The 15,876-nt window shown below is 64.2% G+C and carries 13 protein-coding genes; 10 read left to right on the top strand and 3 right to left on the bottom strand.

Going from position 1 to position 15,876, the window contains the following annotated elements:
• The first annotated feature begins 22 nt into the window (after positions 1–22).
• The 3 genes from aceF to lpdA all read left to right on the top strand — a co-directional run bounded on the left by aceF (position 23) and on the right by lpdA (position 4,199).
• Positions 23–1,735 carry a dihydrolipoyllysine-residue acetyltransferase gene (aceF, locus tag LV28_RS38510; protein WP_038620776.1) on the top strand — a complete coding sequence of 571 codons (1,713 nt, stop codon included), beginning with the start codon at positions 23–25 and terminating at the stop codon, positions 1,733–1,735.
• A gap of 83 nt (positions 1,736–1,818) precedes the next feature.
• Positions 1,819–2,400: an Ntn hydrolase family protein gene (locus tag LV28_RS38505; protein ID WP_023596503.1), complete on the top strand. Its 582-nt coding sequence runs from the start codon at positions 1,819–1,821 to the stop codon at positions 2,398–2,400.
• A 20-nt stretch (positions 2,401–2,420) separates the two neighbouring features.
• Positions 2,421–4,199: a dihydrolipoyl dehydrogenase gene (gene lpdA / locus LV28_RS38500; RefSeq protein WP_038620779.1), complete on the top strand. Its 1,779-nt coding sequence runs from the start codon at positions 2,421–2,423 to the stop codon at positions 4,197–4,199.
• Between the two features lie 329 nt (positions 4,200–4,528).
• On the opposite strand, the gene LV28_RS38495 is transcribed toward lpdA, so the two are convergent.
• Positions 4,529–5,089: a phasin family protein gene (locus tag LV28_RS38495; RefSeq protein WP_024788403.1), complete on the bottom strand. Its 561-nt coding sequence runs from the start codon at positions 5,087–5,089 to the stop codon at positions 4,529–4,531.
• Between the two features lie 482 nt (positions 5,090–5,571).
• Here LV28_RS38495 and LV28_RS38490 point away from each other — a divergent pair, with 482 nt between their 5' ends.
• The 4 genes from LV28_RS38490 to pbpG all read left to right on the top strand — a co-directional run bounded on the left by LV28_RS38490 (position 5,572) and on the right by pbpG (position 9,925).
• Complete coding sequence (locus tag LV28_RS38490; protein ID WP_023873950.1) at positions 5,572–6,549, top strand: histone deacetylase family protein; 978 nt, start codon at positions 5,572–5,574, stop codon at positions 6,547–6,549.
• A 101-nt stretch (positions 6,550–6,650) separates the two neighbouring features.
• Positions 6,651–7,538 (top strand): DMT family transporter, encoded by an 888-nt coding sequence (locus LV28_RS38485; RefSeq protein ID WP_224785335.1) that lies wholly within the window; start codon positions 6,651–6,653, stop codon positions 7,536–7,538.
• 174 nt (positions 7,539–7,712) lie between these two features.
• Positions 7,713–8,471 (top strand): nitroreductase, encoded by a 759-nt coding sequence (locus LV28_RS38480; protein WP_081327010.1) that lies wholly within the window; start codon positions 7,713–7,715, stop codon positions 8,469–8,471.
• A gap of 188 nt (positions 8,472–8,659) precedes the next feature.
• Positions 8,660–9,925: a D-alanyl-D-alanine endopeptidase gene (gene pbpG, locus LV28_RS38475; RefSeq protein WP_038620782.1), complete on the top strand. Its 1,266-nt coding sequence runs from the start codon at positions 8,660–8,662 to the stop codon at positions 9,923–9,925.
• A gap of 145 nt (positions 9,926–10,070) precedes the next feature.
• On the opposite strand, the gene LV28_RS38470 is transcribed toward pbpG, so the two are convergent.
• On the bottom strand, positions 10,071–10,901 hold the full coding sequence (locus LV28_RS38470; protein WP_025249318.1) for an IclR family transcriptional regulator: 831 nt from the start codon (positions 10,899–10,901) through the stop codon (positions 10,071–10,073).
• A gap of 291 nt (positions 10,902–11,192) precedes the next feature.
• Between LV28_RS38470 and LV28_RS38465 the strand changes: the two genes are divergently transcribed.
• The 3 genes from LV28_RS38465 (at position 11,193) to LV28_RS38455 (ending at position 15,033) form a co-directional block, all read left to right on the top strand.
• Positions 11,193–12,710 carry a PspA/IM30 family protein gene (locus LV28_RS38465; RefSeq protein WP_115344508.1) on the top strand — a complete coding sequence of 506 codons (1,518 nt, stop codon included), beginning with the start codon at positions 11,193–11,195 and terminating at the stop codon, positions 12,708–12,710.
• A 90-nt stretch (positions 12,711–12,800) separates the two neighbouring features.
• The gene (locus LV28_RS38460; RefSeq protein WP_023596495.1) at positions 12,801–13,526 is read left to right on the top strand and encodes a (Fe-S)-binding protein; all 726 of its coding nucleotides are present in this window, start codon (positions 12,801–12,803) and stop codon (positions 13,524–13,526) included.
• 97 nt (positions 13,527–13,623) lie between these two features.
• Positions 13,624–15,033 (top strand): lactate utilization protein B, encoded by a 1,410-nt coding sequence (locus LV28_RS38455; protein ID WP_038620788.1) that lies wholly within the window; start codon positions 13,624–13,626, stop codon positions 15,031–15,033.
• 169 nt (positions 15,034–15,202) lie between these two features.
• Here LV28_RS38455 and LV28_RS38450 read toward each other — a convergent pair whose 3' ends face one another.
• A complete protein-coding gene (locus tag LV28_RS38450; protein ID WP_023596493.1) occupies positions 15,203–15,862 on the bottom strand; it encodes an amino acid ABC transporter permease in 660 nt (219 codons plus the stop codon).
• Between the last annotated feature and the right edge of the window lie 14 nt (positions 15,863–15,876).

The raw sequence follows: 15,876 nt of genomic DNA, 5'->3' as shown, positions 1-15,876 counted from the left end.
AGCCTCGAGGAGACTGTGGAAAATGAGTCAAGTGATCGAAGTGAAAGTCCCGGATATCGGTGACTTCAAGGACTTGCCCGTCATCGACGTGCTGGTCAAGGCGGGCGACAAGATCGATGCCGAGCAGGCCCTGATCACCCTGGAATCGGACAAGGCCACGATGGATGTGCCGAGTCCGGCCGCCGGTGTCATCAAGGCGATGAGCCTGAAAGTCGGCGATGAGGTATCCGAGGGTTCCCTCATTCTGACGCTCGAGACCGCAAACGGCTCGGGTGCGCAAGCCAACGGTGCCGCGGCGCCCGCACCGGCTGCAGCGCCTCAGGCGCCTGCGACGACGGCCGCCGCGCCGTCTGCACCCGCCGCGGCCCCGGCCCCGGCCTCCGCACCGGTCGCCGGGGGCACAAGCACGATCGATGTGAAGGTGCCGGATATCGGCGGCTACGACGACGTGCCCGTGATCGAATTGCTCGTCAAGGTGGGCGACACCGTGACGGCCGAGCAATCGCTGATCACGCTGGAGTCGGACAAGGCGTCGATGGACGTACCGAGCCCGGCGGCTGGCGTTGTCAAGGAAGTGAAGGTCAAGGTGGGCGACAAGGTTTCGGAAGGCACGTCGATCGTCGTGCTCGAAGGCGCTGCTGCCCCGGCCAAGGCCGCTGCACCTGCACCCGCGCCGGCTCCCGCAGTGCAGGCGCCCGCAGCACAGGCGCCCGCAGCACAGGCGCCCGCAGCACAGGCGCCCGCGCCGGCGCCCCAGCAGGCCCCCGCTGCCGCCGCACCTGTTGCGCCCGCCGTGGCCCAGAGCGGTCAACCGATCAGCCATGCCAGCCCGTCGGTGCGCAAATTCGCCCGCGAACTGGGCGTGGATGTTACGCAAGTGAAGGGCACCGGTCCGAAGGGACGTATCGTCATCGACGACGTTCGCAACTTCGTGAAGGCAGCGCTTGCCGGCAATCGTCCGGCTGCGGCGGTTGGGACCCCGGCCGGTGGTGGCGAACTGAATCTGCTGCCGTGGCCGAAGGTCGACTTCTCCAAGTTCGGCCCGGTCGAGCCCAAGGCAATCTCGCGCATCAAGAAGATTTCCGGCGCCAATCTGCACCGCAACTGGGTCATGATTCCGCACGTCACGAACAACGACGAAGCGGATATTGGCGAGCTCGAGGCCTTCCGTGTTCAACTGAACAAGGAAAACGAAAAGGCCGGCATCAAGGTGACGATGCTTGCGTTCGTGATCAAGGCCTGCGTGCTGGCCCTGAAGAAGTTCCCGACGTTCAACGCCAGCCTCGACGGCGACAACCTCGTCTTCAAGCAGTATTTCCACATCGGCTTCGCCGCTGACACCCCGAACGGCCTCGTGGTGCCGGTCGTGCGCGACGCCGACAAGAAGGGCGTGTTCGAGATCGCTCGCGAAACGTCGGAACTGGCCAAGCTCGCCCGCGAAGGCAAGCTCAAGCCGGACCAGATGCAGGGCGGATGCTTCTCGATTTCGTCGCTGGGCGGTATCGGCGGGACGACCTTCACGCCGATCATCAACGCGCCGGAAGTGGCCATTCTCGGCCTGTCCCGTTCGTATCAGAAGCCGGTGTGGGACGAAAGCAAGCAGCAGTTCGTGCCGCAACTGACGCTGCCGCTGTCGCTGTCGTACGATCACCGCGTGATCGACGGCGCCGAGGCCGCGCGCTTCAATGCCTACCTGGGTCAACTGTTGGCTGACTTCCGCCGCGCAATGCTGTGATGGCAATCGCCGCCGGCCGCGCGTGAGCGCAATGCCGGCGGCGGCGCGGACAAGTTTCTGGATCTGGACGGGGGAGGGGCAGCATGACCACCGTGGTAGTCGTCAGGAAGGCCGGCGAGATCGCCATTGCCGCCGATTCGCTCGTCACGTTCGGCGATACGCGGCTGTCGCAAACGTACGAAGAGAATCGCAAGGTGTTTCTCGTCGGCGACTCGTATATCGGACTGGCCGGCACGACCGCGCACTTTCCGGTCATGCGCGCCATTCTCTCCGGCATGGCGGATGAGTGCCGTCTGCACACGCGTGACGAAGTGTTCCGCACGTTCTGTCGCGTCCACCAGAAGCTCAAGGAAGAGTATTTCCTCAACACCAAGGAAGAGGAAGACGATCCGTACGAATCGTCGCAGATCACTTGTGTGGTCGCGAATCCGACGGGTATCTACGGGATCTATTCCTATCGGGAAGTGTTTGTTTTCGATCGGTTCTGGGGGATCGGCTCGGGGCGCAACTTCGCGCTCGGTGCGATGTACGCCCTCTACGACCAGGATCTGAGCGCTAGCGCCATCGCCGAAGCGGGCGTGAAGGCGGGGGCCGAGTTCGACAAGAGCTCGGCCGGCCCGTTTCAGGTGCATGCGTTTCCGATCGATACCACCATCAAGTCATAAATGCGACAGGGAGACCCCGCATGAGTCTCATTGAAGTCAAGGTGCCGGATATCGGCGCAGAGGGCGTGGATGTCATCGAAGTGATGATCAAGCCCGGCGACAAGATCGCCAAGGATGCGTCGCTCATCACGCTGGAATCGGACAAGGCGTCCATGGAAGTGCCGTCCGAAGTGGCGGGCACCGTCAAGGAAGTGAAGATCAAGGTTGGTGACAAGGCCAGCCAGGGCACGCTGATCGCGCTCGTCGAAGCCGACGACGCGGGTGTCGCAACGGCCTCTGCGCCGGCCGCCGCTGCGCCCGCGCCGCAAACGGCCCAGGCAGCGCCGGCAGCGCCAGCCGCATCGAGCGCACCCGCACCGGCCGCGGCCACGCATGCCGGTGGCGCCGACACCGAGTGCGACGTGGTCGTGCTCGGCGCAGGACCGGGCGGGTACTCGGCCGCCTTCCGCAGTGCCGATCTGGGGCGCAAGACCGTGCTGATCGAGCGCTACGCGACGCTCGGCGGCGTGTGTCTGAACGTGGGGTGTATTCCGTCGAAGGCGCTGCTTCACACGGCCGCCGTGCTTGAAGAGGCGCAATCGCTTGGGCATCACGGTATCTCGTTTGCGAAGCCCGAGATCGACCTCGACAAGCTGCGCAGCTACAAGGAAAGCGTGGTCGGCAAACTCACCGGCGGCCTGGCGGGCATGGCCAAGATGCGCAAGGTCGAAGTCGTGCGCGGCGTGGGCACCTTCCTCGACCCGAATCACATCGAAGTCGTGGACGGCGAGGGCAACAAGCGCGTGGTGAAGTTCGCGCAGGCGATCATTGCGGCTGGCTCACAAGCCGTCAAGCTGCCGTTCCTGCCGGAAGACCCGCGCATCGTCGATTCGACCGGTGCGCTGGAGTTGCGCCAGATGCCGAAGAAGATGCTGGTGATCGGCGGTGGCATCATCGGTCTCGAGATGGCGACGGTGTACAGCGCGCTGGGTGCCGAAATCGACGTCGTCGAAATGCTCGATGGCCTGATGCAGGGCGCGGACCGCGATCTCGTCAAGGTCTGGGAGAAAATGAACGCCAAGCGCTTCGGTCGCGTCATGCTCAAGACCAAGACCGTGGGTGCCGAAGCCAAGCCCGACGGCATTTATGTGAAATTCGAAGGCGAATCCGCACCGGCCGAGCCGCAACGCTACGACCTCGTGCTCGTCGCGGTGGGCCGCAGCCCGAACGGCAAGAAGATCGGCGCGGAGAAGGCGGGCGTGGCGGTGGGCGATCGCGGGTTCATTTCCGTCGACAAGCAAATGCGCACCAACGTGCCGAACATTTTCGCCATCGGCGATATCGTCGGCCAGCCGATGCTCGCGCACAAGGCGGTGCATGAGGCGCACGTGGCTGCCGAGGCGGCAGCGGGTGAGAAGGCTTACTTCGATGCGATCCAGATTCCCTCGGTCGCGTACACCGATCCGGAAGTGGCCTGGGCTGGCAAGACCGAGGATCAGTTGAAAGCCGAAGGTGTGAAGTACGGCAAGGCCGTGTTCCCGTGGGCGGCGTCGGGCCGCGCGATCGCGAACGGCCGCGACGAGGGCTTCACCAAGGTGCTGTTCGACGAAGAAACCCATCGCATCGTTGGCGGCGCGATCGTCGGCACCCATGCGGGCGATCTGATCGGCGAGCTTTGCCTGGCGGTCGAGATGGGCGCCGACGCGGTCGACATCGGCAAGACGATCCATCCGCATCCGACGCTGGCCGAATCGGTCGGCATGGCCGCGGAGATCTATGAAGGGGTGTGCACCGATGTGCCGCCTGCTCGCAAGAAGTGAGGCAACGTTGATCGCGTTTGCCACGTTTGCCGCGTCGGCGCGATAGGGCGTAGCACGGTGCGGCAGGGTCGCCAGGGGTGCTCCCTGCCGCATCGATCGCCAAAGTGAAAAACCGCCGTTCGGACTCCGAATGGCGGTTTTCTTTTGTGCGGCGTCGATGCTCCGCAGTGGCGCACAATTCGCACCGCACAAAAAGAAAACCCGGCGAGTGCCGGGTTCGAAAGGTACCCTTGGTACCGAGGAGACAACTGGTGTCGCCACATCAGTTTGGGGTGCGGCGACGAATTTTCAAGCGTCCCTCGTAAAGCAATGCCAAAGACTCGCCGAGATTACTTCTTGGCGCTGGCGGCGCGCGACGCCTGAGCCGCAGCCTTCGATGCGACGTTGGTCGCAGCGGCGAAGTTCGTTTCGGCGATTTCCACGGCTTGCTTGGTTGCCTTCTGGACGCTGTCGAACGCGCTGTTGGCAGCGGACAGGGCCGACTTGGCCAGTGCCACCGCCGACTCCGAACCGGCCGGAGCGTTCTTGGCCAGATTGTCGAACAGCGCTTGCATGTTGTGCGAGCCTTCGGCCAGTTGGGCTTCCGCCACCTTGGTCACTTCGGCTTGCGTCGACGAAGCGATTTCATACAGGTGACGGCCATACGCGAGCGCCTTTTCGGCCGCCGGCTGAACGAGATTGGCTTGCAGGGCGAGCAGCTCCTGAGCGTCCTTCACGGCGAAAGCCTTCTGTGCGGTCGAGGCGGATTCGGCCAGCGATGCCTTGACGGCTTGCAGGTTCAGCTCGACCAGCTTCTCAACGCCTTCAAAGGCCTTGTTGGTCAGGCCAAACAGGGTTTCGAGGTTGGCTTTGTGCGCGGCAGCGAATTGTTCGGGGGTCAGAAACGACATGGCGTTCTCCTAGGGTGTCATACACAACGTATCGACCCACTCCGTGTTCGCTGGATGGTTCTCACCTTATCTCGGTGAAAACACGGTTGGGGCCTTCTCAAAATGGGTGCGATCTCTTTTTGTGCATCGCACAAATGCAAGTTTAGAGATTTTCCCGTGGCTGTCAAGTCTTTTTTGTGCGGCGCACAAATTCAACAAAGACTTACAAAATCAGCAACTTGGGATCCCGTGGCGCGCATATCACCTCGCGTTGCGGCGAAGGCAGGGAGACGCCTCGCACGCCTTGACTGGTGCGGCTTTGCACCGTTGTGGCGCCCGGCGCACCGTCCCGGGCGATGGTACTATCGACGAGTTCCGGCACTGGCGGAACGGGCGCTTGCCGTGCGGTGGACACCCGATGGGGGCTCCCGCGAGCGCCGTTCGCCGTTGCCGACGTCGTTCAACGCCTTTTAGCGTGCCGCACCCGCCGGCCATCCGCGTCGATGCAAGCGTTTTACAGCGACCATTTCGTCTTGCCGCTGCCTCCCGGGCATCGGTTTCCCATGGAGAAGTACGCGCGCCTGCGCGAACGTGTGGCGCGAGAGCTGCCCCAGGTCATGCTCGTCGAGGCCCTGCCGGCCGATGATGCGATGCTCGGCCGCGTCCATGCCTCGGACTACGTTGGCCGCGTTAGCTCGGGCGCGCTGAGTCCGAAAGAACAGCGCGAAATCGGGTTTCCGTGGTCGCTACAGATGGTGGAGCGTTCGCGTCGGTCAGCGGGGGCCACGGTGGCGGCGTGTCGGGCGGCGCTCGTCGACGGTGTTGCCGTCAATCTCGCTGGGGGTACGCATCACGCCTATTCCGATCACGGCGAGGGCTTTTGTGTATTCAACGATGCCGCGGTCGCGGCCCGTGCCATGCAGGCCGAGCTCGGCCCAGGCACGCGCGTGGCGATCGTCGATCTCGACGTGCACCAGGGCAATGGCACCGCGGCGATTTTCGAGCAGGATCCGAGCGTCTTCACGCTGTCGCTGCACGGCGAGCATAACTATCCGTTTCACAAGGCGCACGGCGACATGGATGTCGCATTGCCCGACGGCTGCGGCGACGACGAATACCTCGTCGCGCTGGGGCATGCGTTGACGGACCTGTTCGCGCAGTTCACCCCGACGCTCGTGATCTATCTTGCGGGCGCCGATCCGCTGGAGAACGACCGGCTCGGACGGCTCGCGCTCACGCACGATGGTCTGATCGCACGCGACCGGCGGGTGCTCACGGCGTGCGTCGAGCGGGGGCTGCCGGTGGCGATTGCCATGGCAGGGGGATATGGACGGGACATTGGCCAGACCGTCGACGCGCATTTCTCGACGATTCGACTCGCCAGTCAGTTCCAGCGCGCTTCACGTCGTGCATTGGGTGCAGTCAGCGCACTTGCGGCAGGCTCGTCGAGCGCGACCTCGCAGACGGTTGCGCTCGCATGACGGATCGACGCGCGGCCGACCCGCAATCCTCCCATTCCCCGAATTTGCCAGGCGCATACGCTGCGCCGCGTGCCGGAGCGGGCGCGCTCTGGAGCGCCACCATGCCTTGGTGGTTCGTGCTGATCTGGAGCACGGGCTTCATTGTCGCGAAGTACGGCATGCCGAACGCCGAACCGCTGACCTTCCTGGCACTGCGGTTTGGCGGCACGCTGATCGTGATGCTGCCGATCGCATTGCTCACGCGCACGCCGTGGCCAAGGCGACGCGGCGATGCGCAGCGCATCGACTGGGCCCTCATCGTGCATCTGGCGATCTCCGGCATCCTGATTCAGGCGATCTATCTCGGCGGTGTCTGGGCTGCGATCAAGCACGGGGCACCGGCAGGGCTGGCGGCGCTCGTCGTGGGTATCCAGCCGCTCCTGACGGCGCTCTTCGCGCGTGTGGTCGGCGAACCCGTATCGCGCCGCCAATGGCTTGGCCTGCTGTGCGGCTTCGTGGGCGTTGGGCTGGTGGTAGCCAACAAGGTCGGTGTTCGCGGCGTTGGCGCCGGCACGGTCGCGCTGTGTGTGCTGAGCCTGTTTGCCATCACCATGGGCACGTTGTACCAGAAGCGCTTCTGCTCGCACTTCGACCTGCGCGTGGGCATGATCGTGCAGTTCGGCGCCGCCTTCGCCGTGACTTTGCCTGCCGCCTGGGCGCTCGAAACCATGCAGGTGCGCTGGAATGCCGAGATGATCGGTGCGCTCGCGTGGTCGGTGCTCGCCTTGTCGATCGGCGCCATTTCGTTGCTGTTCGTGCTGATCCGGCATGGTGCCGCAACCAAGGTTTCCAGTCTGATGTACCTGACACCTCCGACCACTGCCGTCATGGCGTGGCTGCTGTTCGGCGAGACGCTCTCGCCGCTGAGCGCTGCAGGCATGGTCGTTGCGGCCCTGGGCGTTGCCCTCGTGATCGAACGCCGCACGGCGCCTGCCGCAGCAGTGTCGTAATCGGCACGGCGCTCGCCTTTTCCCGAACGTTACGAGTCCATCGTCATGAGTCACGAAGCACCGCACATCCCCACGGCACAGTCGATGCCGCACGTCGATTCGACGGATTCTACGTATCCTACGGATTCGACCGGTTCGGCCGATCCGTCCGATCGCGTCGATTCGCCCGGTCCGATGGCGACGGCCGACGGCGATTGCGCACGCCCTGGGGAAAGTTCGCAGAACGAAGTTGTCAACGACGATGCGGGTCTGTGCGTGAGATATGTCGACGAGGCGATTCGCAGCCGTCGTTCGATTCGCGCCTATTTGCCCAAGCCGGTGCCGCCGTCGACCGTGGCCGACATTCTGTCGGTCGCGTCGAGGGCGCCATCCGGCAGCAACATTCAACCGTGGCAGACCTATGTTCTGACCGGTGAAGCGCTGAAGCGGCTCACGACGCGTTTGCTCGAGGCGTTCAACGATCCGGCGCAGCGGCTGTTGCACCAGGAGGAGTACGCGTACTACCCGCGCGAGTGGACCGAGCCCTATCAGGCGCGGCGCCGCAAGGTGGGATGGGATTTGTACGGACTGCTGGGCATCGGTCGGGCCGACAAGGCGCGCATGCACGGACAACATGCCCGCAATTTCACCTTCTTCGACGCCCCGGTCGGACTGATCTTCACGATCGACCGGCATCTGGAGCAGGGAAGCTGGCTGGATTACGGGATGTTCCTGCAGAGCGTGATGGTCGCGGCGCGCGCGCGTGGGCTCGATACGTGTCCACAAGCGGCTTTCGCCACGTTTCATCAGGTCATTGCGGCGGAACTGCGTCTGCCCGAGACCCGCATGGTGGTCTGTGGCATGGCGATGGGCCATGCCGACCCGAACGCGGTGGAAAACGGCCTCGTCACCGAGCGCGCGCCCCTTGAAGAATGGGCGCATTTTCTGAACTGACGTTTCACGAGAGGTTGGCGTAATTTGGCAAAATTTGGCGGATGTGCATTTCGCCGCGTTGCGCTGCACAAAACTGCCAGATGCCAGTTTAAGTATTTCAGCTAAGTCATTCATATTGCTTATTTTTTCGGAAGTTACTAAACTTCTCCCAAACTCGTTGCCTGCCAACCTTACGCTACCCCCAATCTATGTACGCGATCACCGCCCTTGCGCGTCTGTGCCGCTCCCGCCTCTGGGGTGCTGCCGTCGTGGCGATTTCGCTCGCCGCCGGTGCACCGGCAGTCGTTCATGCCGCTGGTAAGACGAGCCCCTGCTCGCCCAAGACGGCTAAGACGGCTGCACAGAAGCGTGCCTGCGCGAATGTTGCCTCCACGAAATCCGTTAACGCCAAATCCCAAGTCAGACCCGCTGTAGCGACCAAGGTCTCTCGCGAAACGAAACACGCGAAAGCCGGTGGCAAGGTTCGCAAGCTCGCGGCCGTCGAAGTCGACGAACCCGCGGCCAAGCGAGTTGCCGTCAAGCGCGTCGTCTACAAGAACGGCAAGCGTCGTGTCGTGACGTCGTACCGCACCGTGAGTTTTGCACCGCAGGCGCCGGAGCGTTTGTCGACGGGCCGCGCCTTCGGCCTGCACGAAACACCGGACTCCCTGGCACTGCGTTCGTCGGTGGCGTATGTCGTCGACGAGCGCACCGGCGAGTCGCTGTTCGACAAGAACTCGCAGGCCGTGCTGCCGATCGCATCGATTTCCAAGCTGATGACGGCAATGGTCGCGCTCGACGCCAATATCCCGATGACGGACGTCATGGAAGTGACGGACGAGGATCGTGACTACGAGAAGGGCACCGGCTCGCGTCTGTCGGTGGGCTCGCGTCTAACGCGCGAGGACATGCTGCACATTGCGCTGATGTCGTCGGAGAACCGTGCGGCAGCGGCGCTCTCGCGCTATTTCCCGGGTGGCCGTCCGGCGTTCCTCGCGGCGATGAACCGCAAGGCGAAAGCGCTCGGCATGAACGATACGCACTTCAACGATCCCACCGGACTGTCGAGCCAGAACGTGTCGAGCGCCCGCGATCTCGTGAAGATGGTCAAGGCCGCGTATCAGTACCCGATGATTCGCCGTTTCTCGACGGACAGCAATTACGACGTCAATACCGGTCGTCGTGAATTGCACTACGTAAGCACGAACCACCTGATCGGACATCCGGGTTGGGAAATCGGTCTGCAGAAGACGGGTTACATCAACGAAGCCGGACAATGTCTCGTGATGCAGGCGAACGTCGATGGCCGTCCCGTGATCATGATTCTGCTCGATTCGACCGGCAAGTATTCACGCTTCGCCGACGCAACGCGCGTCCGCAAGTGGCTGCTGGAAGGGGGTGGCTCGGTGCCGCAGCGTACGGCCGGTACCGCGCCGACGGCGCAGGTCGCGACCAACAGCGAGCACGCGCTGTAAGCGGCTCGCGGCGTGGCCGCTGCCACGCTCGGGTTCAAAACAAAAGGCGCTCCCACGGGAGCGCCTTTTGTTTTTTCCAAACCGTTCCGGTCGTCGTGAAGGCCGTGAAGGCCGAGGAGGCCCTGGCGCGACTGGGCGATCCAGGCTATTCCGCCGCGGCGGTGTGCGGTGCTGCCGCGCCGCTGGTATCCGGATGCGGGGCGTGAAAACCCAGCGAGGTGGAAATCGCCAACGCGGTTTCGTTCAGATTGGCCAGCCAGGCGTCCTGCAGCCGGTCGGCGGGCGCCGAGAGCGAGAGGCCCGCCACGAGCTTGCCACTGTCGTCGTAGATTCCCGCAGCAATGCATCGCACGCCAAGCTCGAGCTCTTCGTTATCGCGCGCGTAGCCCGATTTGCGAACGTGGGTCAGTTCGCGCTCGAGCTTCTGCAGATCGGTGATGCTGTTGCGCGTATGTCCCGACAGTCCGGTGCGTGTGGCATAGGCCCGCACGCGAGCCGCTTCGTCGGCGGCGAGGAACAGCTTGCCGACCGAGGTCAGGTGCAACGGCGCGTGGCCGCCGATGGCACGCACCACCTGCATGCCCGAGCGCTCGCTGTAGGCGCGCTCGATATAGACGATCTCGTCGCCCTGACGGACCGAAAGGTTCACCGTCTGTCCGGTAATGCGGTGCAGGCTGCGCATCGGCGTGAGCGCGGCGTCGCGCACCGACAGGCGCGCCTTGACCAGGTTGCCGAGTTCCAGCAACCGCATGCCCAGACGGTACGTGCCCGGGTCGCAACGATCCACGAAACGGCAAGCCACCATATCGTTCAGGATGCGGTGTGCGGTGGACGGGTGGAGTTCGGTGGCGTGCGCCAGATCCTTGAGACTGACCGGGTCCGCATGCGCTGCCAGCGCGTCGAGCAAACGCATCATGCGCTCGATCACCTGGATGGACGTGCGTGATTCCGTGCCTTGACTGCTTTCGTCTTTCATGGGGTAGGGCCGAGTTTCGTATAGCGTCGATTCTATATCATATGGTGAAAAATTCGCACATTTCGCGTAGAGGACTCATGCGAAAAGTGACGTCGACGCCGATCGTATGCGCAAGGGGCGGCGAGCCGCCGTGGCTCGGTCTTCGCCATGCAAGCGCGTTGGTGCCGCAGTAACCGCCGATAGAAACCGAAAGTGGCCAACGCCGTGGCTCGTTACGATGACAGTGCCATTCAACGGAGTGTCAAGCCGCGGTCGAGGGCGGCGGCGGCCGGCACGGAGGAGGTGCAGGCAATGTTCGGTTATGTGTACGCGCCGGCGGTGGCGGTGTTGCCCCGACGCCATGACGTTCCTCGCGCGGTCAAGGGGCTGGGAGGGTCGATCGATGCGAGGCGGGCGGAAATCGTCGCGCGACTCGAGCAGATCGCCAACGCCCGCGACCGGCTCGGCCTGAGCAACGTTGCAACGCGCAAGCTTCAGAAGACCTTCGTGACGAGCTATGCGAAGGCGACGTCCGGTTATTGGCGCGGCGGGCTGTGCGATGCGTTCTGGCGGTGCGGATCGGCGTCGCGGGCATCCGGTCTGCTCGGCTTCGTCGGCGATCAGACGACAGTGAGCGACGCCCGCCGGCTGACGCCGTCGGCCAGGCGGTTTTCGCGGATTCTGGAGAAGTTGACGGAGGTGTTGGCGCACGAACATCAGGCGCTTCAGACGTGCATCGACGTGGCCCGGAGCGTGGAGGAGCTCGGGGCGAGGCCGCCTTCGCACGTGCAGGGAGAGTGGCGCAGCCGGCTCGAGGTGGAGAGCGAGGCGTCCGCGCTCATGGCGACCATCGACCTGCATCTCGACGAGGTGCGCGAGGCGCTTGGGCAGGCCTCGAAGCAGGTGGTGCCCGAGAAGAAGCACTACGGCAAGCGATTCTGGATTTCGTCGGCGCTATACGCCGTCTCCGTCGGAATCGGCATCGCGGCGCTGATTGCTTCGGGGGGCTCGTTCGCGGCGATCATCGGCATCGCCGCACTGACATTCACCACGGTTATTCGCCTGCAGAGTCTGGCGAGCATACGAGGGTTCGATCGCGATCGCGCGTGGAAGTCGATCGAAGGTCTGTTGGCGGATACCCGACATTTTCTGGAATCGGAGGGGGCAATGATGAAAACGCAAATGAACGTGCAGGCCACACGTGCGCGACTGGAGCGTGACACGATGGTATGGAACCAGCTCAATGCGCTGTCGGCGGATCTTGCCAAGGCGACGCAGGCGCAACAGGCGCGCGACACTTTCGTCACGAACCGGCTCGAGGGACTGTCAGAGGATTTCGCGAAGGAGGCGCTGGCGCGTCGGGAGGACGATGCGCAGGTGCGGCGTCGGCTCGATGGGCTGTCGGCGGACCTGGCGAAGGAGACCCGGGCGCGGCAGGAAAGCGAAGCGCGCGTCTCGCACCGGCTCGACGGATTGTCCACCGGGTTGGAGAAGGCGACGCGTGCGCAGGAGGCGCGTGACAAACAGGTCTGGCACCGGCTCGACGCGCTTTCCTCGGACTTGAAGGCGCTCGCCGGCACGACTGGAGAACGATTCGATCGTGTGGAGGCCGACGTGAATCGCCTGACCGTGCTCGAGGCCGACGTGGCGAGCCTCAGGACGACACAGGCCGAGGGATACGCGCGGCTCTCGGCGGGGCAGGATCGCCTGGAGCGCATGCTGAAGGTCACCTCGGATCAGGTCGCCACGCTGATGGCGGACCGGGGTTACGTGCCGCCGCGCTCCCGCTCGGCGGGCCGCGCCGGCCCGCACGTTCCGCGCATGGTGTGATCCACTGCGCGATATGCGGGAATCCACGCTGGGCCGCCCTGGCCCGGCGACTTATAATGGCGCATTGTTCCCGAAAAGAGGATTCCCCCAATGCGCGTCGGACTGTTTGTCACGTGTCTGATCGATATGATGCGTCCGGAGATCGGCTTCTCGACGCTCAAGCTGCTCGAGACAGCCGGTTGCGAAGTCGTCATTCCCGATTCCCAGACCTGTTGCGGTCAGCCGGGCTACAACTCGGGCGAGCGCGCCATCGCCCGCGATCTCGCCCAGAAATTCCTCGATGAATTCGAATCGTTCGACTATGTCGTGGTGCCGTCGGGTTCGTGTGGCGGCATGGTCAAGGCGCATTACGGCGACCTCTTCGCCGACGACCCCGAACTCATGGGACGCTACGAACGCCTGCGCCCGCGGGTGTTCGAGCTGACCGATTTTCTCGTCAACGTTCTGCACATCGACACAGTGCCCGGCGACTACAACGGCGAAGTGACGTACCACGATTCCTGCTCGGGCCTGCGCGAGCTTGGCGTCAAGACGCAGCCGCGTGCATTGCTCGCGAAGATGCCCGGCGTGAAGATGACCGAGATGAAGGACTGCCAGGCCTGCTGCGGATTCGGCGGCACGTTCGCCTTGAAGTACGGCGACATCTCGACGGCGATCGTCGACGAGAAGTGCGCGAACATTGCGGCGAGCGGTGCACCGGCCGTGGTGCTCGGCGACCTCGGTTGCATGCTCAACATCGAAGGGCGCCTGCGGCGCACGGGCGACACGAAGACGCGCGTGTTGCACATCGCACAGGTGCTCGCCGGCGATGCGTGAGTTCGCCGCCATCCTCCCGACCCTACCGGCCCCGGCACTGTCGCGCGTGGTGACGCGCGGCGCGCGTGCGGGTTGCCATCACTACTCTTGAGTCGCGATGCAAGTTCAATCGATGCAGTTCAAGGCGCGCGCGGGGCAGAAGCTCGCGGATCAGCGTCTGCAGGCCAATCTCAAGAAGCTCTCGACCAAGTTCGTGACGGCGCGCGCCGCGGCCATCGAAGAGATCGATTTCGAGGCCACTCGCGAGGCGCTCAAGGAGCGCCGCAACCGCGGGCTCGAGACGCTTGACGTCTGGCTGGAGATCTTCGAGCGCGAAGCCACGCGTCGCGGCGCGACGGTGCTGTTCGCCGAATCCACGCAGGACGCCGCGCGCCTGATCGCCGAGATCGCGCGCAAGCATGACGTGAAAAAGGTGATCAAGTCGAAGTCGATGGTCACAGAGGAGTTGCAGCTCAACAAGGTGCTCGCCGACATGGGCGTGCAGTCCGTCGAGACCGATCTTGGCGAGTACATTCTTCAGATCAACGACAACGAGCCGCCGTCGCACATCATCGCGCCGGTGGTGCACAAGGATAAAGACGAGGTCGCGGATCTGTTCGCGCGCGTGCACCAAAAGCCGCGCCTGACCGAGATTCCCGCGATGACGCGCGAAGCCCGCGAGATGTTGCGCCCGCAGTTTCTCTCGGCCGACATGGGCGTGACCGGCGGCAACTTCCTCGTGGCCGAAACCGGCTCCGTGGCCGTGGTGACCAACGAGGGCAACGAGGGCATGTGCACGATCATGCCGCGCGTGCATGTGGCGGTGACGGGCATCGAAAAGGTATTGCCCACGCTCGAGGACCTGGCCACGGCGATGCGCTTGCTGCCGCGCTCGGCGACCGGGCAGGGAACGTCGAACTACTTCTCGTTGCTCACGGGCACGCGTGCTGAAGGCGAGGTGGACGGCCCCGATCACATGTACTTCGTACTCGTCGATGGCGGGCGCTCGGGGCTGATCGGCGGTGCGTTCCAGGAGATGCTGCGATGCATTCGCTGCGGCGCGTGCATGAACCACTGTCCGGTGTACCAGAAGATCGGAGGCCACGCCTACGGCTGGGTCTATCCTGGGCCGATGGGGTCGGTGCTCACCCCCAGCTACGTGGGGCTGGAGAAGACGCTCGACCTGCCGCAGGCAGCAACGCTATGCGGGGAGTGCAACCGTGTGTGTCCGGTCGGCATTCCGATTTCGGACCTGCTGCGAAAGCTGCGTGAGCGCCAGGTCGACCGTGGCCTGCGTCCGTGGCAGGAGCGGGCGGCGCTTGCGGCATGGGCGTTCGCCGCGCGTCGGCCGCGTCTGTATGCCACGCTCACGGGCATTGGCTCGTGGGCGCTGCGTCGCATGGGGCGCGATCGCGGCAGCATTTCGAAATTGCCTTTCGGGGGAGGCTGGACCGACACGCGCGAGATGCCGGCCCCGAGCGGCAAGACGTTCCGTGCGATGTATCGCGAGCGCAGGGCGCCGCGGTAAGCGTCAGCCGCCCGCGCGTGCGTCTTGGCGATGATCGCGGCGGTGCGTTGACGAAGAGCGCGTGCATGTTCGCACGCCGACGCGCCAACGCAACGTGGGACTTCCGGCATGGCCGGGTGGCGTCGACCGTGTCGGCGCCCCCCGGCCATGTCGCATTCAGCGGGTGGGCTTACGTCCTCGCCGGCAGCGCGAGGCGCTTCTCGATGCGTCGCTGCAACGCGGACAGCCCCGTCGAGAGCACCCAGTAGATGGCGGCGCACGCGAGGTATAGCGGTAGCGGCTGGTACGTCGAGGCAATCACTTCCTGTGCGGAGCGCAGCAACTCGGTCACCGTGATCACCGATACGAGCGAGGTGTCCTTGATCAGGCTGATCAGGCTGTTGCCAAGACTCGGCACGGCGATGCGTAGCGCCTGAGGCGCGATCACGTAGCGCAGCGTCTGCCAGTACGACAGACCAAGGCTATAGGCGGCCAGCCACTGGCCGCGCGGCATGCCTTCGAGCGCACCGCGCATGCTCTCCGACAGGTACGCACCCACATTCAGGCTGAGCGTGAGCACGCCGGCGGGAGTGGGATCAAGCGAGATACCGATGCCCGGCAGGCCGTAATAGACCACGAAGATCTGCACGAGCAGCGGCGTGCCGCGCATCACGCTGACGTAGGCGCGGGCGATGGCGCGCAGCGCACGGATCTTGCCGATGCCCATGATCGCCACGACGATGCCGATCATCAGGCCGAACACCATCGACATCAAGGCGAACTTGATCGTCAGCACGGTGCCCTGCAGCAGCACCGGCATGGATTGGGCGGCGAGTTCGAATGGATTCATGGGGATGTCTGGTG

Source organism: Pandoraea pnomenusa, from assembly GCF_000767615.3.
GTDB classification, from domain to species: Bacteria; Pseudomonadota; Gammaproteobacteria; order Burkholderiales; family Burkholderiaceae; genus Pandoraea; species Pandoraea pnomenusa.
Note: the sequence above shows the minus strand (reverse complement) of the source record. Positions and strands in the feature narration are given on the sequence as shown.